Here is a 23228-nt window from a genome sequence, read left to right as displayed (position 1 = left end):
ATAATTGGATGCTCTTTCTGTTTTAATCATATAGATTCATTTTCGGGCGAGGTGAAAAATTCGTCGATTTTGTCGGAAAGTAGTAATGGAATAGCTCCTTTTATAACAGAAATGTCCCAGTCCCACCATGCAAGATTCTCTAGTTTGTCAATTGTTTCTTGCGGGAAACGATATCGAATAAATTTTGCTGGATTACCAGCCACAATTGCATATGGAGGGACGTCTTTTGTAACAACACTTTTTGCACCAATAATGGCACCGTTACCAATTGTAACACCAGATAAAATGCAGGATTGATAACCAATCCATACATCATTGCCAACTACGATATCACCTTTTGAAGAAGGGTGACCAGTAATATGTGCTCCTTCATCAAAAAGTGCATTAAATGGATAAGTTGTTATCCAGTCTGCGCGATGTTCACCGCCAAGTATGAAAACGACTTCTTCTGCTAATGAACAAAACTTACCTATTTTTAATTTTGTTTCATCGTTCCAAGAAAAAATGGTTGGCCCTACTTTACTATAAGTATAATCACCAATATCATATTTATTATATTCAGGTTTTTGATTTAAATATAACATGCTTCTTCAGCCTCCTTTCTCAATTAAGTGATACGTATGGAATATTATATGCAAGATGTAGTAATGTGAACTGTATTAATAGGTGAAATGAACAAAAGGGAGTGGGATGTATGCGATACGAAATGGGTTTATATAATAAACCGTTTCAGTCAATTCGATCAGGGAAAAAAGTATATGAAGTACGCCTATACGATAAAAAACGTCAACTAATAAACAAAGACGATGAAATCGTATTTACGAATCTTAAGACAACAGAAATGATGACGGTAAAAGTAACGGAAATAAAGCGATACGAGAGCTTTAAAGCTATATATGAACAAATCGATAAAAAATTATTGGATTGTGAAAATGATAGTTTAGAGGAAATGTTAGAAAGTACATACAAAATATATACGAAAGAACAAGAAAAAGAGTGGGGAACAGTTGCGATTCGTATTGAGGTAATAAAATGATAAGAAATCGCGGAGCCGCTATCATTGTACAGGAAGGAAAAATCGCTCTTATAAAACGTATTCGAGAAGAGGAAAGATATTATGTTTTTCCTGGCGGAGGGATTGAGGAAGGTGAAACGCCTGAAGAGGCAACGAAAAGAGAGGTATACGAAGAATTAGGGGTACATATACAAGTGGAGCACCTTATTGCAAAGGTAAAATATAAAGGAAATGAATATTATTATGCTGCCTATATTACAGGCGGAGTGTTCGGAAGCGGAACAGCTGAGGAATTTCAGCTGGAAGGTAGGGGAAATTATATTCCGTTATGGCTACCGATAAACGAGTTGGAAAAAGTGAATATAAAACCTTATGAAGTGGTCAGAAATATATTTAATCATTATAAAATATAACGTCTGACAACATACAAAAAAAACCATTGACATAGTCTTCTGATTTAAGTATTGTATTCGAGTATGTTTATAATCAGGAGGTTTATATGAGCAATCAAACTACTACACATCATGTGAAAATGACAACAGCGGATCCATCTGGAATTGGTCTATTTGGATTAGCGATGGTAACACTTGTAGCATCATCTCAAAAGTTAGGCTTAACAGATGGCGTTTCACTTGTATTACCGTGGGCAATCTTTTTAGGAGGATTTGCACAAATCTTTGCTTGCATTCATGATGCAAAGCATAACAATACATTCGGTACAACAGCATTCGGTGCGTACGGTCTATTTTGGCTAGGTGTTGGAATGACTTGGTTAATTCAACTTGGAGTATTTGGCGAAAAATTAGCACAAGCTGCAGATTCAAAACAGCTTGGTGTAGCCTTTATCGGATATTTGATTTTCACAATCTTTATGACAATTGGTGCAATGGAAACACATAAAGTATTATTTATGATTTTCGTCCTTATTGATTTCTTATTTATCGGTCTTTCATTAAGTACTTTAGGTGTTATGCCGCATGCAATGCATAATTTAGCAGCATATTCTGAACTTCTTATTTCATTATTATCTTTCTACGGTTCAGCAGCAGCAGTGTTAAATACACACTTCGGAAAAGTTGTTTTACCAGTAGGAAAGCCTTTTGGTATTTTTAAAAAATAATAAAAAAGCACAGATGATTGTATAGTCATCTGTGCTTTTTTATTTATTCCGCTCTTTGTGGGTTGTCTGAAAAAGCCTGATTGGTGAGGACTCATTAAACTTTCACTTTATCCCGCTATTTGCCGGGCAGTAAGCCCCCCCGCCTCAAAATTCAGCGGAAACAAAGAAGTTAGGTGGGGGATGAATACCCTCACTGATTAAAGTTTCACCTTATTTGAAATAAGTAATGTGAAATGTAAATAAAAGTAGAAAAAATCAATTGAAATTGATTCTCATTATTAATATAATGAGAATGAGAATCATTTATTGTTAGAGGGGGATGCCAAAGTGGCAAAAATTTTAATAGCTTATGCAAGTATGTCAGGAAATACAGAGAGTATTGCTGATTTAATTAAAGTTAGTTTAGATGCTTTTGATCATGAAGTAGTATTGCAAGAAATGGAAGGCATGGACGCTGAAGAATTATTAGCTTATGATGGAATCATTTTAGGATCTTATACGTGGGGCGATGGTGAATTACCATTTGAAGCGGAAGATTTTCATGATGACTTAGAAAATATAGATTTAGCTGGGAAAAAGGTAGCGGTATTCGGATCGGGTGATACAGCGTATGAACTGTTTTGTGAAGCGGTAACGATATTTGAAGAACGTCTTGTGGAACGCGGTGCAGAGCTTGTACAAGAAGGGCTGAAAATTGAATTAGCTCCAGAAGATGAAGAGGATGTTGAAAAATGCAGTAATTTTGCAATTGCATTTGCTGAGAAGTTCTAAGAATGGGAGTGTCAACGTGGAGACAATGTTAAGTGCAACTGCTATTACAAAGTTAAGAGATGGAAAACTGTTGTTAGCTACTACATATAATGGCTTATTTGTTGAACAAGACGGAGAATGGAAACGAATTTTAAATGGTTTTCAAAAACGAATTAGGGATTTACATAGCGAAGATAATGTAGTTTATGGTGTAGGTGACGAAGGGATTTTTATTCGCAGTATGAATGGTGGAGAGAACTGGACAATTCAGCGTTTTCCAACAAAAGCAACGAGTTGGAATGTATGTAGCAATGTACAAGGAACTGTTGTTGCTCATGGAGAAAAAACGCTGTATCTTTCTAATAATTTCGGTTTGACATGGGAAACTATTCATCCGTTTCTTGAGTATGGCAGTGCGGCACCGTCTATTCGATCATTATTTTTATATAAACATTACTTATTTATTGGTACGAAAATACATGCTAAATATGGTGGTGTTTGGCTCTTTGATTTGAAGACACGTAAATTAAAGAGGATTAAAATTGCGATGAATCAAATGATCTCCGCGTTGACTTTACACAATTCTTATTTAGTAGCGGCAAGTGGATCGTGCAAGGGAGTTAGCGGAAATATTTCTTATTGTAAAATAGATGAAAGTATTGCAAGTGAAAAAATATATTGGCATACATGTCAAAGTGAGCAGAAAGCAAGTAGTTATTTAGACTTAAGTGTAGATCAACATGTTTTATATACAACTTCAACGCAAAATAAGGCGGGGATTAGTAGTGTGTGCCGTGTGCTTCTTGAAGAAGGTATTGTTACAGTATGTGATTCAGTTAAAGGGCACGGATGGCGCATTGTTAATCAAAAAGATGGTTATGTAGTAGCCGGATCAGGTGAATTAAAAGCAATGCAGTGGGAACAAAAAATAATTTAAGAAAAAAACTTTACTTTTATTATATTGATATGATATAGTATATTTAAACCATTTTACTTTTAATAATATAGAGATTTAAATGAGCTGTAACTTCCGAGGAGGATAGCAATGTTAAATCTCCTCAGGGGTTGCAGTTTTTTAATATCTGGCTTATTATTGTAAGGTGGTTGAAAATGAATATGTACATATAGGTACATTGTAGGAGGATTTTTTTCATGCAAAACGGTAAAGTAAAATGGTTTAACTCAGAAAAAGGTTTCGGTTTCATCGAAGTTGAAGGCGGAGAAGACGTATTCGTTCATTTCTCAGCTATCCAAGGCGAAGGCTTCAAAACTTTAGAAGAAGGTCAAGAAGTTACTTTCGAAGTAGAACAAGGTAACCGTGGACCTCAAGCTACTAACGTAAACAAGAAGTAATTTTTGAAAAAAGAAGGGCTCGCCCTTCTTTTTTTTTGCATTTTTATAGATGTCCTCCTACTTACATATCATAACAAGACTGAATTTTCATTTATTTATTCGGAGTATTTTTGTATAAAGTACATGAATAAATAAATACTGAAAATAAAGTGTTTGTGTGAAAAGGAATTTAGAAAGAGGTAAATAAATTGAAAAACGCTACACATTTCATTGTGTTTGATATTGAAAGGAATTTCAGACCGTATAAATCAGAAGATCCATCAGAAATAGTTGATATCGGAGCTGTAAAAATAGAAATAGGTACAATGAAGATAATTGAAGAATTTTCGGAGTTAGTAAAACCAAGTGCACGATTAACTCGTCATACAACAAAATTAACCGGTATTACGAAAAAAGATTTAATGGGTGTAGAAAAATTCCCTCAAATTATAGAGAAATTTATTCAGTTCATCGGCGAAGGTTCTATATTTGTTTCATGGGGAAAAGAAGATTATCGTTTTCTATCTCATGATTGTACATTATATGGTGTTGAATGCCCAAGTATAGAAAAAGAAAATAGAATTGATTTGCAAAAATTTGTTTTCCAAGCATATGAGGAATTGTTTGAACATACGCCAAGTTTACAATTTGCGGTAGAACAGCTCGCTTTAACGTGGGAAGGAAAACAGCACCGTGCTTTAGCAGATGCTGAAAATACAGCAAATATACTTCTTAAAGTATATAGCGAGAGAGATATCAATAAGCGATACAAAAGACATGGTGAACTTGAACTTGTAAAAAACGGAAAACTAACAGAAAAAGCGAAAAAAAAGATGCGAAAATGGGTGTTTAAAGAACTAAAGAAAAATACAGAACGCCCTTTTGAATGGAGTACATTTGAAAGTGGTGACACGTGGGAAAGTATAACGGAAAGATATTATATAAGTGAAAATACAGTAGAACTCCTGAAAAAACATTTTCGTACAGCAGTGAGAAAAGCGGAACGGCAGATTAGGTATTTGGCTGAGATGGAGGAGAATACAGAGGTTAAATGAATTTCTCCTCCCCCTCTAACTACATACATGTAATAACAGCGTATTGATATTAAATAGGCATCAACTTGTTGTTGTGATTGTGCATTATAATTGCTTTGGGATTGTTAAGACGTAATAAGAGTTTTAAACCGTATTAATAAAATAAATATATATATAAAGAAAAGAGTGTAGTTTAATGGAAACAATCTTTAACATTTTAACTGTTTTAGTTTTTGGGATAATATTTACCACACAATTAGCATTAACTACACTTTCTTTCATAGTAAAGAAGAATTGGAAAAAACTTAATATCTCTTTAAGTTGTGGTGTATTAAAGTTTAAAATAGAAGAGTAAGATTGAGTTTTGTACAAGGGAGGTGTGATAGTGGTAGACTTGGATATTAAAGATGTCACAGTAAAGATGGAATTAAACGGTGTCTTTTGGAATGAGGATCGGATTGCTGAAATGAAGGTGACTACAAAAGAAGAGCATTCTGTTATTCTTCGTCTAGTAGTTGATTTAGAAAGTAAAACTATTAGGGCGACGAGTGCGGAAATAGTGAATGGATTCTGCCCTCTGTGCAAACAGAAAAGGGACGAATGTAGTGAACTTAATGACTTGCAAAACAAAATGGAAATTTTAGAAGAAGCCTACGATTGGGTGAGAGAACATCCGGAATATCGTTTTCAATTATCTTTTTACGAGTACAATAAATTTGAGGTAGTAAAGTGAAATTTGCATCTTAACAACTTATAGAAGGTCTTGGTCAACTAGAAATATTGAAGTAGATATTTCTAATGGAAATAAGCTTGTATAACAAGGAAGGGATATATTTGATTCTGCAACAAATGTCATCTTGCATCAAAAAAATTTGAAAATAAACATGTTTTATTATAAAGCAGAAAAATCGATTCTTAGTAGAATCGGTTTTTAATATAAACAAAAGAGCGCTTATTATAAGCGCCCAGTAACAACAGTTATATGGAAGTATTTATCCCGTAAAAGCCCGATTGGTGAGGGTTAATAATTAGTGGGGGATGAACAAAACCCCACTGATTAAAGTTTCATTTTATTCAATACCGCTCGGATCAAACGAATACTGCTGCTTATTCTCAATCCGCTCAATCACATCTTGCAGCTCATCTGGCTTCAGAAACTCAATAGGAGAGAAGCCTTTTTCAAATGTAAGTGTGTCTGCTTCAATCATAAGTACATATCGATCATTTACCTTCGCAATATGTATTTGATCCCCGAAATCAGCAAGCAGGGCCTTCACAGAGATATGATCTGCTTTTAGTTTTAATTCGACTTCAGGAGCATGCTCGACGATTTGAGCAGTTGCTTCCATTACTTCTTCGGTTGAAAATTGTTCCATAATTTCGCGTTTCGGACTGGCAGCCCATACTTCCATCGCTTGGTCGAATTGTTCGCGTTCTTCTGTACCTTCTTCAAATACATCTTCAATTTGGTCGTATACCATGTCCATTACTTGTGTTTTCATAATTTCAGGCATAGAGCGTTCGTATTCGACGAATTTTAAGAAGTCTTCAAAGTAGCGGGCATGTGATGCTTGGTGTATTTTTAGTTCGCCTACTTCAACCATACCTTCTTCAGGCATGTACGGATATTGGATAGATTTCATATTCTTTGTTGTGATGGCCATTTCAACGTTACGAATCAGTGTTGATTCATCAGAAATAGAAGCAACCTTTGGTTCAAAGTCGCATTTCATTACGAATACGAATGGATCATCAAAGTATTTGCGTAGTTTTGCCTGAGCAATTAAAAATACACCACCACGTACAGCGCTTGTGTCAAGATATGTATAAACGAGAGGTTCGCTCATATCTTTAAAGTTTTCTTTTGTTTCTGCAAAGCGAATACGATTAAAAAGGTTGTAATGAGGGTTTGAATCAAGTTCGTGCCCTTCTTCTACAATAAAGCGACCAATTTTTGTTGGGGCTTGTTCTGTTTTTGCATGACGTTCTACTTTTCGCTTCGATATTTTTAATAACTCACCATTCAAAAATTCTTTTAAGGAACTATCTTCATATTCTTCAGCGTCTAAAGTTTGAAAATGTTTGTAGCGTTTATCAACTGCTTCACCTTTTCCTTCTACTTGTACAACATAAAAGGAAAGATAATTTATTTCAAAATCCATATTTATCACCTTGTTTCATTTCATTAACTCTTATCAGTATAGAGATGGAAAAAACTTTCGTCAATTTATATAAGGAAGGGGAAGCCCCTTCCTTTATATAATCTTTATTTTCTCGATTAAAACCCGTCTTCTAATGCTGCGAATGGAATGTTTAGTCTGTTTTCTACTGTGCGTAAACGTTGGTTTAAGCGGTTGAGTCTACGTGTATGGCGCTCAACTGTATTTTCTAGTTGACGTACTCTTTGTTCAAGCGCATTTACGCGTCTTTCTAATTGACGATTTCCAGTGCCAGGAAAAGAGATTGGAAGTTGGAATTGTCTATTTTGGTCATATGGATTCGTGTGCTCTGCTTGATCTATATAAGATTGATATTGTGTTTGTAAGTCATACTGTGGTTGTTGGTACACATATTGATTATATGGATCATATGGATTGTAGGGATACATAATAACATCCTCCATTTCTTTAAAATAGGTTGAATTCACCATAATGTATGTGCAAAAGCGGAGCGGTGGCACGGCAAATACCTATTTATGTTGACGGGATTTCTCTTTATCCCGCTATTTGCTGGGCAGTAAGACCCCCATTTCAAAATTCAGCGGAAATAAAGAGGGTCGGGATGCCCGTAAAACCTTCACTGATTACAGTTTCACTTTATAAAAAATAACTTGAGGGTTTTTGATTTGTATTTCTTTTGCTTAATGGTATATACTGGATAAAAGAGAGAGTTTACATAAAAGTTACAATTCTATCAAACTCAAACTTTTATGTAAATATGTATAGACATTTATAAAAGAAAAGAGTAATTTATATAGAGTGAAAAATAACTTGTAACATTTTATAAACATATTGTAAAATGATTGTAACAAAACATACATAGAAATGAAATAAATACATAATAGTGATGTTGGGGAAAGGGAGAGAGTATATTGTTCCGTAAAGTAAAGGGTATTTTAGTTGGGGTGTTATGTGTAGCTATAATGAGTGGCTGTGGTGCAAAAGTAAGTGATGTTGCATTGGTAAGTGATATTGGTGGACACACTGTAGAGGCTAAAGCAGAAGTGCAGGATACTATTAGTTTAGTTGATGGTCGAACTGGTACTGAAGTGAAAAAATTAGATTTATCTAGTTTAGGCTATTTTGAAGATGAAGCGAAATTTAAAAAGTCTGTAACAAAGGTTGTTGGTGAGGTTGGAAAAAGCGTCGATAAAAAAATGGTTCCTTCACGTATAGCACCTGATGGAAGTTGGCAAGAAGGAAAACCTTCTTATGAATTAATGGAAAAAGAATTAGTAGATAAATTGTTAAATGTTGGTATGTGGGATGCTACGTATCAGTTGCCGATCGTGGAGAAAAAACCAGTCGCAACATTAAGTGATGCGCAAGGAAATGGTACGGTAATTGGTAGATATGAAACGAACTTAGGTGGTTCAACAGGTGGCCGTATTGAGAATATTCGTTTGTCAGCAGCGAGCATAAATGGAGTTGTGTTAGCAAAAGGAGACCGTTTCTCTTTTAATTCATTAATCGGTGATACAACACCAGATAAAGGATATCAATTAGGGAAAGAAATAGTTGATGGTAAATTAGTAGATGGATATGGCGGTGGTGTTTGTCAAACATCTTCAACTTTATACAATGCAGCAGATCAAGCTGGCCTGAAAATGGTGGAGAGAACTACACATTCTAAAACGGTAGGCTATGTTCCACAAGGAAGAGATGCTACAATTGCATATCCATATTTAGATTTAGTATTTGAAAATACGAATGATGCACCTGTGAAGCTTTATATGGGCATTCAGGGTGGAAAGCTAGTTGCTGAAGTACATAAAATGAGATAAGAGTTAAAAAGCCATCTTTTCTAAAAGTTAGAAAAGATGGCTTTTTATTATGAAAATAAAAATGTATGTGAATTCTGACTTTTCTTATTTACATAGGATGATTTTAGTTGTATCCTTCATAGTAACGGTTATATGTAATGGGAAAATATAGGGATAAGGAGATGAAGTTATTCATGGTACAAATTCATCCGAAAACACGTATTGGTCATGTTGAATTTAAAGTGAAAGATTTAGAGCGTCAAATTGCTTTTTATGAGAATGTTGTAGGATTAGAGGTAATTAAGCAAGAGGGGAATAAAGCATATTTATCTGGAAAAGGTGGAAAGAACGCGTTACTTGTTCTTGAAAGGTTAGAGGACGGGGTACTGCAAGAACCGCGTACGACTGGTATATATCATGTAGCCTTTTTAGTTCCGACTCGTGAAGCTTTTGCTTCTGCGCTATTTGGGGTTCTTCGTAATAAGAATGTAATTGACAGCCCGGATGAGCAAGAAGGGCGTTATACATATTCAAATGAAATTTTACCAATTTCAAGGTTTAATAGTGCAAGTGATCATACATATAGCGAAGCTTTTTATTTGCAAGATTTAGAGGGGAATGGTATTGAAATTTATGCAGACCGTCCGCGCGAACGATGGGGAGAAGGGCCAGGAGGAAGTACACCACTTGATTTAAAAGAATTGGCAACACTGGTTGATTATGAGTTTGATGGTTTGCCTGCTAATACTGTCGTTGGGCACGTACATTTACGAATAGCTGATGTAGAGAAATCACATAAATTTTATGTGGAAACAGTAGGTTTTGAAGTACAACAGCGTGAAGAGGATTGCTTATTTATTTCAGCAGGGGGATATCATCACCATATTGGTGCAAATACGTGGAACGGAGTAAACAACCCACACCCACCAGTACATGCAACTGGACTAAAGGTGTATACGATTGTACTACCGTATAAAGAAGCGTTAGATGAAGTGAAAGAAAGATTAATAGAAAAACAACATGAAATAAATGAAACTACAAATGGGTTTGTGGTGGTAGATCCAAGTGGTATTACAGTGCAGTTTGAAATAGAAGCAGTGTAAAATAAGCGAGAAAGTGTATAATCACTTTCTCGCTTATTTGTGATCATTCATAGCTCAATCCAATATCTTCTTACTACATTCCCATCTTCCTCAGTGAAATCATCATCACGAAGCCCACCGTTATGTAAAATCGTTTTTTCAGAAGCGGTATTCACTGCGTCGCAAACGACAAGTACTTTCGTGATGTCTAATTCCTTCGTTTTTTCTAATGATAATGCTAGTAACTTCGTAGCATAACCTTTTCTTCTTTCAGAAGGGCGAATGCCATAACCAATATGACCGCCAGCGTTAAATAAATGTTTGGTTAAACTATGACGTATATTAACAGCTTCCACAATTTTATTTTCATCTGTAACAAGCCAATATGTAGAGTCTGGTACCCAAGTTTCAGGGATATTTATTCCGTTATGCGCATCGAGAAGTTCTTGAACCATAGCTGGGAAGTTGGCAGGATTTTTTGAGATAACCCACGGGATCATTGTTTCGCCGCTATCTTTCCATTCGTTATAGAAATCTAAGTATTCTTCTTGTAAATCAGTAGTAGGTGTAAGTAACGAGACGTTCATTGTTAGTAAGCTCCTTTATTTATGTATTTTTTATAAAAAATTATGAAACAAAATGAAAGCGTTTTCTTAAATTTCTCAACCTAATTTCATGCAATCCACCTTTGGTTTTTTAGAAAATTAGTGAAGGTTTAAAATCAGGAGTTATTTATTTTATGTTAATATTTAAAATATTAACATAAAACAGTCGGAGTATTAAGTGTATTTTAGTGGTATTCTTTCATGGTGATAAATGGATGTTTGTGATAATTTTTGTTTTATCTATCTATAATGAATGAAAGGGGGAAGTGCCCGTGAGTGTAGATTTTGATTTTATTATACGAATCGGTGTTGCTGGCTTGTTAGGAGCAATGATTGGTATTGAAAGAGAAATTCGATCGAAAGAAGCTGGATTAAAGACTCATTTCCTCGTAGCGGTAGGAAGTGCGTTAATAATGGTTGTTTCGAAATATGCCTTTTCAGATATTGTGTATGAAGAGCATACGTCTCTAGACCCAAGTCGGATTGCAGCACAAGTCGTTAGTGGAGTTGGTTTTTTAGGTGCAGGCACAATTATTATTCAAAAGCAGGCGGTGAAAGGATTAACGACCGCGGCTGGTTTATGGGCTACTGCCGGTATAGGATTAGCAATTGGAGCGGGAATGTATGTAGTAGGCATTGGAGCGACGATTCTCGTTTTAATTGGTTTAGAAATTGTAAGTCGTATTTTTAAGGTGCAATTTCTATTTCCACAAAATATAACAGTGCAAATGTTTGTAAATAAACATGAAGCGATACAACAAATATTAGAAACACTACAAGTGAAAGGCATCCCAATACTCTCATATGAGGTGGAAGCTTCACAGCAAGGTACAGAAACTGTTTATAAGGTAGGAATGCAGCTGAAAAATATATCGTCAGAAGAAAAGAATGAGTTTATTCAGCATATGCAAACATTACCGGAAGTTACGTTTATAAAGTTAAAATCATAGTGTTGAAAACGAGGATAGATGTAGCAGAAATTTTGCTATTATCTATCTTTTTTGATATAAAATGCACGGAAAGTCAAGCGTTAATTTTACATGGAATGGATACATGTGTGAACGTTACCTTATTTTTTCTCAATACAGGACAAAAAGTGAAAATAGTAAAATAATGGAGCGGGACACTAAAAATGTAAGGTAGGGGAGAGCATGAAAGGCTATTCAAAGAAAATGTTAGTAGGGGTAAGTTTTGCTAGTTTAATGTTAGGGAGTTTTCAAGGGGTCAGTTTGGCAGAAGATACTAGGGGAGAGCAAGTTTCTTATCGAAATGTGCTCAAAATGGAGCCAGTCGGTGTACAACTACCAGTACAAGAATTAGCTCATTCATCGAAAGTGCTCGAAAGCAAGTCTTTTGAGAAAAGGCTACAATTTGCCGATTTATCACAAAGACCACCTGAGGTGAAAAAAGAAAGTAAGCAATTAGCTGTAGCGAAAACTTATACAATTGCTGAATTAAATCAATTAAGTAATCAGCAGTTAGTAGATTTACTTATAACAATTGATTGGGAGCAAATTACGGGGCTATTTCAGTTTAATACAGACAGTCTAGCATTCTATCAAAATGATAGTAGGATGCAGGCGATTATTGATAAATTGAAGCAGCAAGGACAAGCATATACGAGGGATGATTCAAAAGGGATTGAGACATTAGTAGAGGTATTACGTTCAGGATTTTATTTAGGATTTTATAATTCGGAACTTAGTAAATTAAATGAACGGAGTTACCATGATAAATGCTTACCCGCATTAAAAGCGATAGCTAACAACCCAAATTTCAAGCTGGGTACATTAGAGCAAAATAGAGTGGTATCATCATACGGAAAGTTGATAGGCAATGCTTCGAGCGATGTGGAAACGATAACATCAGCTGCAAAGATTTTTAAACAATATAATGATAATTTTTCTACATTAGTAGATAATCTTTCAGCTGGAAATGCTATTTACGATATTATGCAAGGTGTTGATTACGACATTCAATCGTATTTGTACGATACGAGGAAAGAACCGAAAGATACAGTATGGTATCAGAAAATAGATAGTTATATTAATGAACTAAGTCGTTTTGCATTAATAGGAACGATTACAGAAAAAAACGGTTGGCTTATTAATAATGGCATTTATTATACAGGTAGACTCGGTATGTTCCATAGTACAGGAACGAAAGGGTTACAAGTTGTAACAGATGCGATGAAAATTTATCCGTATTTAGGGGAGCCATATTTCGTAGCTGCTGAGCAAATCGCAACGAATTATGGTGGAAAAGATGCAAATGGTAAAGTGGTGAATTTAGATCAAATAAGAGAAGATGGAAAGAAAAAATATTTGCCAAAAACGTATACGTTTGATGATGGGGCAATTGTTTTAAAAGCTGGAGATAAAGTGACAGAAGAAAAAGTAAAACGTTTATATTGGGCGGCAAAAGAAGTGAAGGCACAATTCCATCGTACGGTTGAAAGTGATCAACCTTTAGAAAAAGGAAATCCTGATGATGTATTAACGATGGTTATTTATAATAGCCCAGCAGAATATCAATTTAATCGTCAATTGTACGGTTATGAAACGAATAACGGTGGTCTTTATATAGAAGGAACAGGTACGTTCTTTACTTATGAGCGTACGCCAGAAGAAAGTATTTATAGTTTAGAAGAATTATTCAGACACGAGTTCACGCATTATTTACAAGGTAGATATGAAGTACCAGGGTTATGGGGACAAGGGAAAATATATGAAAATGAAAGATTATCTTGGTTTGAAGAAGGGAATGCTGAATTTTTTGCAGGGGCAACGAGAACGGATAATGTTGTACCGAGAAAGAGTATTATAGGAGGATTATCTTCAAATCCAGCAGAGCGTTATACGGCAGAGCGAACGTTAAATGCAAAGTATGGAACGTGGGATTTCTATAATTATTCCTTTGCTTTACAATCGTATATGTACAATAAGAGATATGATATGTTCGATAAAATACATGATCTCATTAGGAAGAATGATGTAACAGCATATGATGCATATCGCTCTACATTAAGTAAAGATGCGAATTTAAATAAAGAATATCAAGATTATATGCAAATACTAGTTGATAATCGTGAGAAATATAATGTGCCATTAGTATCAGACGATTATTTAGCAAATCATGCATCGAAGCCAGTTTCAGATATTGCGGCAGAAATAACAGCGGAAGCAAAATTGAAAAATGTATCAGTGAAGAAAAATGAATCACAGTTCTTTAATACATTCACACTACAAGGAACATATACAGGAACTACAGCAAAAGGAGAATATGAAGATTGGAAAACAATTACACAAAACGTTAATGATACGTTAAAACGTTTAAGTGAAAAGGAATGGACAGGCTATAAAACAGTAACAGCATACTTCGTAAATTATCGCGTGAATGCATCAGGACAATTTGAATATGATGTTGTGTTCCACGGTATTAATACAGAAGAAGGTGCAGAGAATAAAGCACCAGTTGCAGTTATAAATGGTCCGTATAGTGGAAATGTAAATGAAGCAATTTCATTTAAAAGCGACGGATCAAAAGATGAAGACGGGAAAATTACTTTGTATAGATGGGAGTTTGGTGATGGAGCAGTAAGTAATGAGCAAAATCCAACTCACGTATATACAAAAGAAGGAACGTATACGACGAAATTAACGGTAACAGACGATAAAGGAGCAACTAATACTGCTACAGCGACTGTAACTGTTCAAAAGAAAGAAGATAACAGTGTAGAAAAAGAACCGAATAACTCATTCCAAACAGCAAACAAACTGCAGTTAAATCAAGTTTTACGTGCTAGTTTAGGAAATGGCGATACAAGTGACTTCTTTGAAATTAATGTGGAGAATGCTAAAAACCTTCAAATTAACGTAACGAATGAAAATAATATCGGAATGAACTGGGTACTTTATTCTGCAGCAGATTTAAATAATTATGTTACGTATGCTCAGCAACAAGGGAATAAACTAGTAGGTAGTTACTACACATATCCAGGGAAGTATTATTTACATGTGTATCAGTATGGTGGTGGAACAGGGAATTATACGGTGGAAGTGAAGTAGTAAAAAGGGAGTTGTCTTTTTCAATGAATGGCACAAGGTCTGTACTTTAATGAAAAAACAACTGCAGGAAATGTCCCTAATGATAATAACAAATTAAGTATCGCGAGATATTATATTTACATTAAACAAATCTAATCAGTAAATGAGATAAAATCGATGAACTAGTATTTCATCACGATGTAAGAAAAGTTATAAATATTAAGTGTTTTTAATTGAATTAAACTAAAGGATCAGAGTATATCTGTAACAATAGATATACTCTGATCCTTTTATGTAATTAACTAAATAGAAAATTGTTATCACGTTAGCAAGGGATACTAATAGAAAAACGTGTCCCTTTACCTAATTCACTCTCTATCTCTATATCTCCGTTTAATTCTCTAATAATACTATAAGCAATCATAGTACCAAGCCCAGTTCCTTTTTCTGTTGTTGAATAGAATGGCAAAGCAATTCGTTTTATTTGTTGAGATGACATCCCAATTCCTGAATCAATAATATCAATTATGATATTTTCTTTTACTTTTTGTATATTTATTTGTAATAATCCACCATTTTTCATAGCCTCAATTCCGTTTTGGATGATGTTGTTTAGACAGAGTTTGAATTTTTCGGGGTCCCCATTTATATAAAAGGAATCTGTACTATTTTGTTTGATTTCAACTTTGTATGACAGAGCGAGTGGTGAAATAGTATCTTTCACCTGATTTAAAATGTGATTAATATCTATTTTCTCTTTTAGGGTGTTCTGTGGTTTGGTTAAAGATAAATAGTTATTAATAGTAGATTGTATTTGCTGCATTTCAATTAACATGATTTCTAAGTATTGCTCCTGAGATAGCTTAGAGGCATGTTTTTCATTTAATAATTGAGTGAATCCATGTACCGTGGTTAGTGGGTTGTGGATTTCGTGTGCAATTGACGCTGCTAGTTCGCTAGCTATATAAAATTTTTCAGCCCGTTGCAGTTTTTCTTTCATTTTATATTTCTCAATCATTTCCTCTATAAAATAAACTGATAATAATACTGTGAAAATATTAATGACTATATAATTTAATAAAAATTCTATGAGAGTAGAGTCTATTTTACCTCCTGTATTTATTTGAGTTACAATACCGCAAATAGAAAGTGAAGCTGTACATACTAAAATAAGAAGTAAGCTTAATAATATCTTTTTTTCTTTAAAATACATAGGTAATAAGTAACGAAAGAGCATTGTTATACCCAAAATAATAGTGAAGATAATAAATGATGGAAGAACGCCATTTCCGCCTAAGTAAAACCGGTAAGAAAGATATAAAATTCCTATAAAAACAATGTTTTTTGTATTTCCATATAGAAAAACTAATATAATAGGAATAAAACGTAAATCATAAATAAATCCCACATGTAAATGAAAAGGAAAAGTCATACAAAAAATAATAGCAATGGAGGAAAGGATAGAAAATAACATATTATTACATGTTATTTTTTCTTTAAACTCTAGCCAGAGTACGTGATAGCTAAGGATACAAATTATTATAATAAAGGTATTTAATAAAAGAGTAGAAATTCCCATAGTTTTGCATCTCCGATAGTTTGTAAGTAGAATTATGTATGAGTTGGACAAAGATGTTTAGTATTAGTAGACTTTTTATCTAAAAAGGAAGGGTACTTGAAAAGTGCTGTTATATTACTCGTATTAAAATCGATAAGGAAAATAGAAAAAATAATAGATAAAAAATCTATTTAAATTCATGTGCATATGAAATTATAAACTAACTTTTGTATAGGTAAAATTGGGATTGAGTTACTGATAAAATAAGGTTCTTTAAGTATGAATATTCTGTGAAAATGATATGTGTGGTGACTCCTGTTTTGTAGCCTTCGTTATATTAACATGGAATATATCAAATTACAAAGTGAAATTTTAGAAAAATTTTATTAGTACATTTTATCTGAAATAGAAATGCTATTTATTTGAGTATTTTGGTACTTCCTCGTATAAAACTTTGTTAGAAAAAGATTTTAAAATTTATAAGTTTTTTATGAAGTGTAATATTGTAGCTTTATCTATGTGGCTTTCTCAATAACTATTAAGGCGGAAAGTTAAAATATATAGGTTTATAGATATGAATTATTACATAAAAACGCACTTAAAAAAGGATGTATGATGGTAATAGAATACAAACATCAAGGGGGAACTTAAAATGAAGTTAAATAAACTAGTGCTTAGTTGTGGAGTAGTTTCAGCATTAACACTTGGTGTGTTAGGGAATAATACTTATGCTGAAGAAGTACACAAAACGAATGATCCAATTCATGTAGTTGAACATGTTTCTGCAGACTTATTATTAACCCAAACAATGGATTATAGTGGCGAGGCTGTAACTTCTTTCGTATATGATGGGAGTACTGACTTAAGCTTTTCTATGAAAAATAATGGTCAAAATACAATGGGATATAGTGTAAAAGGTCCAAATACAGAGCTAATTGTTGGTGGTTATATAAAACCTGGAGAACAACAAATTAATGTTACAAATGTACGGAATGCTTTATCTCCATTGCCGAATGGAACATATAAAATTTACGTTTCAAATGATGATGGTTCTAAGGGGCAATTCCAAGTTTCAGTAAGATCTATGAATTAAATTTAAAACGCTTTGTTTTTAAGTTAATTTAATCTTTACTTATTGGAAAGAAGCTAAAGTGAATTGAGAATTACCGATAAAAATGAAAACGAGCACCTTATCTAATTGTGAGAGGGTGTTCGTTTTTTGCTATTAAACAGAAAATAATTATAAATATATTTTGATATTCCCATTGCTAACCTACTAGATTGTGTCAACTAGAGAATGTCTACTATAAAACATATTAAAATAAAGATGATGTAACATTCCGCTAAATTATATGGGGAAATAGAAAAACCACCCTTATATGAGTGGTTTTAGTAATTATTTTTAGGTTATACATTTAAAATTAGGCTAAGTTATAGAAATAATAAACATTTAATCCGTTGTTATTATTTTGGTTCTGGATAATGATTGTAGTATGAGATTCTAATAAATTCTTGATAGACATTTGTTAATTTTGCATCTCTAAGAGCATCGTTGAATTTTTGCATACGTACACTCCCTTGAGCGTAGCCTCCACCTGGAGTATAAGGGTTTCTTGCTTCAAAGTCATCCAAAAATACTTTTAATTTTTTATAGTCTTGAGATTGATAGAAAGCCACGGCCTCTTCAGGAGTGACATCAAAGTAAGAGGATGACGTTGAGTTATAAGAAGCTGCTTGAGCAGTAGGTGCCTCTAGCATAGTTGCAGCTCCACCGAACATAGTAAGCGCCATAGAAGATACAATAATTTTTTTAAACATAATAAAACCTCCATGTAGAATATTGGATTAATAGTAATACTGTAATCATTATAGTTACAATGAAAGTGATTATCAAATGCAATATTGCATAATGTATCCCGCTATTTTTGGGCAGTAAGACTCCCGCCCAAAAATTCAATGAAAGCAAAGAAGTTAGAGGGGAATCGGGAGGATTAAAGTTTCACTTTATTCTTTGAACGAGAAGTCACCTTTATATTTAAATGGAGGAGTGTAATAGATTAGAAGAGGTGTATAAGTTACTCAGGTTAACAAGAAAATGAAGAGGATATTTTTTTAATAGGGGAAAGCTTAATAACTGGAGTAAAGGAATTGCTATTTATATATTTAACATACATATTTGTCTTTTAAATTGTAGGCGTGTTTTAGAATTTGTATATAGTAAATTCGTTAAAAAACTTGATAAATAATAAAATGTGTAAATTTTTTGACTATTTTATTAAAATTATTTAATATTTGTAATTTATTGTTTTATAATGATAAATGGGTCGATCGTGAATGTTTTAGATATTGCGATATACACTCGGATTAATTTATTCTAGGGAGGTTACAAAATTGGGTAAGAGAGTCATTATAAGAGTTTTTACATTATTATCAGTACTGGCATTATTCCTTAATGTATTTTTACCTAGGGCTAGTGCAGAGGTTATGACGCATGAGAAATATTCAATGGACTGGAGTTATAGTAATAGTCTAGGTAAGTACATTCGCACTGAAATGATTAAAAATTCAAGTGGTCAAATTGCTTATTGCTTAACCCTTGGATTAAAATCACCAAATGGTGAAGATCTTCCTGAAATGGGGAAAACAGATAATGTAGTATATAGAGTCTTATTAAATGGTTTCCCGCAAAAAAGTGCTGAACAGCTGGGAGTAGCTAATAAAAATGAAGCGCATTATGCAACGCAACTTGCGGTTTGGAATGCATTAGGTCAACTCGATGTAAATGAATTAAAACATGAGAATAAAAATGTTGAAAAAGCAGCTAAGGCTATTATTAGTAATGCTAATAATAGTGAAGAGACTCAAGATGTTTTTATGAATGTGATTCCTGCTGAAAAGCAAAAAGCAGAATTAAAGGGTGAATTCTTCGAAACAAATCTATATTCAGTACAAACAAATGCTAAGAGTGGTTCTTATAAGGTAGTAGCGAAAAATGCACCTAATGGAGTTAGAATTGTTAGTGAAAATGGAGAAGTGAAAGATCAGCTTTCAGTTGGAGAAAAATTTCGTATCCAAATTCCTAAGAATACAAAAACGGGTGAATTTAATTTAAGTGTAGCTGCTAATTTAACTAAAGTTCAAGCAATTGCTTACCGTGGTACGGATACTGTTCAGAATGCTACAGTACTATTAGAGAGAAATGAAGAAAAGCTTAGTAGTGATCTTGCAGTAAATTGGGAAGCAGCTGGTTCTTTAAAAATTAAAAAGGTTGGAGAAAATGGAGAAGTTTTAGCTGGTGCAGTATTTGAGGTCTTTAATGCAAATAATGAATCAGTCGGAAAAATCACGACTGGTGCTGATGGTATGGCAGAATTAAACAACTTACCAATTGGTACTTACACATTAAAAGAAATTAAAGCACCAACAGGCTATGTTTCAGATGATAAACCACAAACTATTGAAGTTAAGACAGGAGAAACAGGAGCTGTCCAAATAGTAAATAACAAAGTAAAAGGTAGCATCGAAATTAAAAAGCTTAGTGATTCAGGAAAGATTTTACCAAATGTTGAATTCACAGTCTTCACTGAAGATGGAAAAGAAGTGCAAAAAGTAGTAACAAAAGAAAATGGAATTGCAAACGTTGAAGGTCTTACGTATGGTAAATATTATTTCTTAGAGACAAAAACACCTAATGGATATATTGGAAATAAAACAAAGTATCCTTTTGAAATTAAAGAGCACAATAAAACACTTACTTTTACAGTGGAAAATACCGAAGTGAAAGGTAGTGTAAAATTACTAAAAGTAGATAATGAAGATATTAGTAAAAAATTAGAAGGTGCAGCATTCGAGCTAAAAGATGCAAGCGGAAAAGTAGTTGGGGAATATAAGACAGATAAAAATGGCGAGATTAACGTCAAAGATTTAGCGTATGGTAAATATTCATTTGTAGAAAAGGCTTCTCCACATGGTTACGTTCTTGTTAAAGAACCAATTATGTTCGAAATAAAGGAACATGGGAAGATTATTGAGTTATTGGCAGTTAATCATCTTATCAAAGGTGATCTAGAAATTACAAAGGTAGATGTAGCTGATGGAAATAACAAGCTTCCAAATGCAGAATTTACGATTTATAACGAAGCAGGAAAAGAAGTAGTAAAAGGAAAAACAGACGATAAAGGAATCGCTAAATTTGAAAAATTACCATTTGGAAAATACACATATAAAGAAACTGTTGCGCCAAAAGGTTATGTATTAAATGAAGAAACGTTCTCTTTTGAAATTAAAGAGAATGGTCAAATCATTAAACACATTGTCAAAGATGAAAAGATTCCTTCAATAAAAACAACAGCTACTGATAAAACAGATGGTACAAAAGAAATGCACACGTCTAAGTCTGTAACAATCCAAGATAAAGTGGAATACAAAGACCTACAAGTAGGTAAAGAATACACTTTAAAAGGTAAATTAATGAATAAAGAGACTAATAAACCATTAGTTGTAAATGGTAAAGAAGTAACAGCTGAAACGAAGTTTACACCAAAAGAAGCAAATGGTTCTATTACACTAGATTTCACTTTTGATGCAACTGGTTTAGAAGAAAAAGAAGTAGTAGTATTCGAAGAGTTACTGAAAGACGGAAAAGTTGTTACGACACATGCTGATATCAATGATAAAGGTCAAACAGTTAAGTTCGTTAAGCCATTAGTAAAAACGACAGCTACAAACAAAGCTGATGGTTCTAAAGAGTTAGATGCTTCTAAATCTGTAACAATCCAAGATAAAGTGGAATACAAAGACTTAATTGTAGGTAAAGAGTACGTTGTAAAAGGTAAACTAATGGATAAAGCAACAAACAAGCCATTATTAGTTGATGGTAAAGAAGTAACAGTAGAATCTAAGTTTACTGCTAAAGAGAAGAATGGTTCTATCACACTAGATTTCACATTTAATGCTTCTGCATTACAAGGTAAAGAAGTAGTAGTATTTGAAGAACTGTATCAAGATAATATATTAGTAGCTATTCACGCTGAAATTGAAGATAAGGGACAAACAGTGAAATTTAAAGAGGTAAAGCCGGAACAACCTAAACCAGAAAAGCCAAATTCAGATAAAAATACGCCAACACCAGAGCAACCTAACGAGCAAGTAAAAGAACAACCACAATCTGAGAAAGAAATTCAATCTAAAATTGGATGGTTACCGCAAACAGGTACTAATCTTACAAGTTGGATCTCTATAGCTGCAGGAGCATTACTGTTAATAGTTGGTGGAGTGATTTTCTTAAAACGTAAAAATGCATAGAAATTAAAAAATAAGCACATCTGTTTTTATAACAAGATGTGCTTATTTTCTTACATATTTTTGATTTAAAATAAAATTTTTGTAGCATCAATTAAATTCATTTCTTTTTATGCAAACACACTTTCAGCGGAACTAACTTCTTCACCATTCACGGCGAGCTTCTTTACTATGCGTTATACCCAAATAATTTTAAATCTTCTCCTGAATCTGAAATGATTTTCTCAAATCGTAATCCTACTTTTTCTAAAAGCTTTCCTGAGGCAATGTTATCTATAGAAGTAATTGCTACAATTCGTTTCATGCCGAGCTTTTGTACACCGTATTCGATTATCGCAGAAGCTGACTCGTAGCCATATCCTTTTGAACGGAATGTTTCTAAAAAGGCAAATCCGATATCAACATCTTCTAATGAATCTCTTTTAATAAGGCCACACATACCAAGTGGAGTGAGATCTTCTTTTCGTTCTACTAAGTAAAGGCCAAATCCGAGTTTGTTATACATATCGATGGGACCGTTTACAATATAATTTTTTGCATCTTCTAAGTTTCTAACTCCTTTGTCACCGATAAACTGAATCCATGCAGGATCGTTTACTAACTCAAGAATAAAAGGAGCGTCTTTTATATCAAACCAACGAAGGTTAAGACGTTCGGTTTCAAGAACTATCAATTATTACACCACCTTTAAAAAGTTATAACAATTAGTATGGATTGTGTAAAACAAAAGTGCAACATATTTTAATGGGGGTGTTTGTTCACATAAAGTTCGTTTGTTTTGTATAGAGAGATATTTTATAATTAGGATTGATTGTAAAGAGTGAGATACTTATACAATGACTCCTAGGTGACTAGGAGTTTTTACTATATAACTATCATTATTACTAAATATGACACACTACACATTCTACTCAAGGAGGTACATAATGAAGAAATTATATAATGCATCGTTTACGTATTTGATTATCGGTTTATTATCAGGGATTTTCGCTAGGGAGTATGGTAAGTATAAAGGGATTTTAGGATCTACTTTGTTAAATCTTTTGCATACACATACACTTGTACTTGGCTTTTTCTTCTTTTTAATTGCTTTAGGATTAGCAAAAGTATTCGCGTTTCATGAAGTGAAAGGGTTTAATAAGTGGTTTGTTTTACATAACATTGCATTAACATTAATGTTAGGTTCGCTAGCAGCGAGAGGGCTTCTTCAGTTAAATGGAGCTGACTTTAAAGGGTTAACTTATATTGTAGGGTTTTCTCATTCATTGATGGCAGTTACTTTAATTTGGTTTATGTTGTTAGTAAAGAAATCGTTTAAAATGTAGTGAAAAAGAACTTGTAGCGTGTGCTGCAGGTTCTTTTTTGTATGTTCAGGTTAAATAATCTTATTTTTCTAATTATTT

22 protein-coding genes are annotated in these 23228 nt (G+C 33.5%); 15 read left to right on the top strand and 7 right to left on the bottom strand.

Going from position 1 to position 23228, the window contains the following annotated elements; translation table 11 throughout:
• Window positions 1–26 precede the first annotated feature (26 nt).
• Window positions 27–584 carry a CatB-related O-acetyltransferase gene (locus MR136_RS07490; RefSeq protein ID WP_000966303.1) on the bottom strand — a complete coding sequence of 186 codons (558 nt, stop codon included), beginning with the start codon at window positions 582–584 and terminating at the stop codon, window positions 27–29.
• A gap of 110 nt (window positions 585–694) precedes the next feature.
• Here MR136_RS07490 and MR136_RS07485 point away from each other — a divergent pair, with 110 nt between their 5' ends.
• The 8 genes from MR136_RS07485 to MR136_RS07450 all read left to right on the top strand — a co-directional run bounded on the left by MR136_RS07485 (window position 695) and on the right by MR136_RS07450 (window position 5984).
• Window positions 695–1036, top strand: a complete 342-nt coding sequence (locus tag MR136_RS07485) for an ASCH domain-containing protein (RefSeq protein ID WP_001268367.1) — start codon at window positions 695–697, stop codon at window positions 1034–1036.
• Window positions 1033–1428: an NUDIX hydrolase gene (locus MR136_RS07480; RefSeq protein WP_000620822.1), complete on the top strand. Its 396-nt coding sequence runs from the start codon at window positions 1033–1035 to the stop codon at window positions 1426–1428. Before MR136_RS07485 ends, MR136_RS07480 begins: the two co-directional genes overlap by 4 nt.
• A gap of 86 nt (window positions 1429–1514) precedes the next feature.
• Window positions 1515–2135, top strand: a complete 621-nt coding sequence (locus tag MR136_RS07475; protein WP_000070938.1) for an acetate uptake transporter — start codon at window positions 1515–1517, stop codon at window positions 2133–2135.
• A 327-nt stretch (window positions 2136–2462) separates the two neighbouring features.
• Entirely contained in the window at window positions 2463–2906 is a 444-nt protein-coding gene (locus MR136_RS07470) for a flavodoxin (RefSeq protein ID WP_001062752.1), read from the top strand.
• 16 nt (window positions 2907–2922) lie between these two features.
• Window positions 2923–3822 carry a WD40/YVTN/BNR-like repeat-containing protein gene (locus MR136_RS07465; protein WP_000449496.1) on the top strand — a complete coding sequence of 300 codons (900 nt, stop codon included), beginning with the start codon at window positions 2923–2925 and terminating at the stop codon, window positions 3820–3822.
• A 215-nt stretch (window positions 3823–4037) separates the two neighbouring features.
• A complete protein-coding gene (gene cspB, locus MR136_RS07460) occupies window positions 4038–4238 on the top strand; it encodes a cold shock-like protein CspB (RefSeq protein ID WP_001179150.1) in 201 nt (66 codons plus the stop codon).
• Between the two features lie 188 nt (window positions 4239–4426).
• Window positions 4427–5272 carry an exonuclease gene (locus tag MR136_RS07455; RefSeq protein ID WP_000786417.1) on the top strand — a complete coding sequence of 282 codons (846 nt, stop codon included), beginning with the start codon at window positions 4427–4429 and terminating at the stop codon, window positions 5270–5272.
• 364 nt (window positions 5273–5636) lie between these two features.
• Entirely contained in the window at window positions 5637–5984 is a 348-nt protein-coding gene (locus tag MR136_RS07450; RefSeq protein ID WP_000227983.1) for a hypothetical protein, read from the top strand.
• Window positions 5985–6321: 337 nt separating this feature from the next.
• Here MR136_RS07450 and MR136_RS07445 read toward each other — a convergent pair whose 3' ends face one another.
• Complete coding sequence (locus MR136_RS07445; RefSeq protein ID WP_000345046.1) at window positions 6322–7413, bottom strand: DUF3900 domain-containing protein; 1092 nt, start codon at window positions 7411–7413, stop codon at window positions 6322–6324.
• A gap of 116 nt (window positions 7414–7529) precedes the next feature.
• Complete coding sequence (locus MR136_RS07440) at window positions 7530–7859, bottom strand: hypothetical protein (protein WP_017673144.1); 330 nt, start codon at window positions 7857–7859, stop codon at window positions 7530–7532.
• Window positions 7860–8342: 483 nt separating this feature from the next.
• Here MR136_RS07440 and MR136_RS07435 point away from each other — a divergent pair, with 483 nt between their 5' ends.
• Together MR136_RS07435 and MR136_RS07430 are read left to right on the top strand one after the other, a co-directional pair.
• Window positions 8343–9254, top strand: coding sequence for a VanW family protein (locus MR136_RS07435; protein ID WP_000488973.1), 912 nt, complete (start codon window positions 8343–8345; stop codon window positions 9252–9254).
• Between the two features lie 173 nt (window positions 9255–9427).
• The gene (locus MR136_RS07430) at window positions 9428–10336 is read left to right on the top strand and encodes a VOC family protein (RefSeq protein WP_017673143.1); all 909 of its coding nucleotides are present in this window, start codon (window positions 9428–9430) and stop codon (window positions 10334–10336) included.
• 47 nt (window positions 10337–10383) lie between these two features.
• Here the strand turns inward: MR136_RS07430 and MR136_RS07425 are convergent, their stop codons facing one another.
• The gene (locus MR136_RS07425; protein ID WP_061457558.1) at window positions 10384–10902 is read right to left on the bottom strand and encodes a GNAT family N-acetyltransferase; all 519 of its coding nucleotides are present in this window, start codon (window positions 10900–10902) and stop codon (window positions 10384–10386) included.
• 290 nt (window positions 10903–11192) lie between these two features.
• On the opposite strand from MR136_RS07425, the gene MR136_RS07420 reads away from it, so the two are divergent.
• Window positions 11193–11870, top strand: coding sequence for an MgtC/SapB family protein (locus MR136_RS07420; RefSeq protein WP_000109728.1), 678 nt, complete (start codon window positions 11193–11195; stop codon window positions 11868–11870).
• Window positions 11871–12071: 201 nt separating this feature from the next.
• Complete coding sequence (gene colA / locus MR136_RS07415; RefSeq protein ID WP_061457555.1) at window positions 12072–14987, top strand: collagenase ColA; 2916 nt, start codon at window positions 12072–12074, stop codon at window positions 14985–14987.
• A gap of 304 nt (window positions 14988–15291) precedes the next feature.
• Here colA and MR136_RS07410 read toward each other — a convergent pair whose 3' ends face one another.
• Window positions 15292–16545, bottom strand: a complete 1254-nt coding sequence (locus tag MR136_RS07410; protein WP_000513034.1) for a sensor histidine kinase — start codon at window positions 16543–16545, stop codon at window positions 15292–15294.
• A 631-nt stretch (window positions 16546–17176) separates the two neighbouring features.
• Between MR136_RS07410 and MR136_RS07405 the strand changes: the two genes are divergently transcribed.
• Window positions 17177–17617, top strand: coding sequence for a hypothetical protein (locus tag MR136_RS07405; protein WP_000773522.1), 441 nt, complete (start codon window positions 17177–17179; stop codon window positions 17615–17617).
• 371 nt (window positions 17618–17988) lie between these two features.
• On the opposite strand, the gene MR136_RS07400 is transcribed toward MR136_RS07405, so the two are convergent.
• Window positions 17989–18342, bottom strand: coding sequence for a hypothetical protein (locus MR136_RS07400; RefSeq protein WP_000473483.1), 354 nt, complete (start codon window positions 18340–18342; stop codon window positions 17989–17991).
• A gap of 573 nt (window positions 18343–18915) precedes the next feature.
• Here MR136_RS07400 and MR136_RS07395 point away from each other — a divergent pair.
• Window positions 18916–21828, top strand: a complete 2913-nt coding sequence (locus MR136_RS07395) for a VaFE repeat-containing surface-anchored protein (RefSeq protein WP_061457554.1) — start codon at window positions 18916–18918, stop codon at window positions 21826–21828.
• A 166-nt stretch (window positions 21829–21994) separates the two neighbouring features.
• Here MR136_RS07395 and MR136_RS07390 read toward each other — a convergent pair whose 3' ends face one another.
• Window positions 21995–22498, bottom strand: a complete 504-nt coding sequence (locus tag MR136_RS07390; protein ID WP_017673140.1) for a GNAT family N-acetyltransferase — start codon at window positions 22496–22498, stop codon at window positions 21995–21997.
• A gap of 253 nt (window positions 22499–22751) precedes the next feature.
• Here MR136_RS07390 and MR136_RS07385 point away from each other — a divergent pair, with 253 nt between their 5' ends.
• Window positions 22752–23150, top strand: coding sequence for a DUF2871 family protein (locus MR136_RS07385; RefSeq protein ID WP_000737893.1), 399 nt, complete (start codon window positions 22752–22754; stop codon window positions 23148–23150).
• Window positions 23151–23228: the final 78 nt, after the last annotated feature.

The organism is Bacillus cereus group sp. BfR-BA-01311 (assembly GCF_022664295.1).
In the GTDB taxonomy this organism is placed as follows: Bacteria; Bacillota; Bacilli; order Bacillales; family Bacillaceae_G; genus Bacillus_A; species Bacillus_A cereus.
This window is presented reverse-complemented; position numbering and strand designations above follow the sequence as displayed.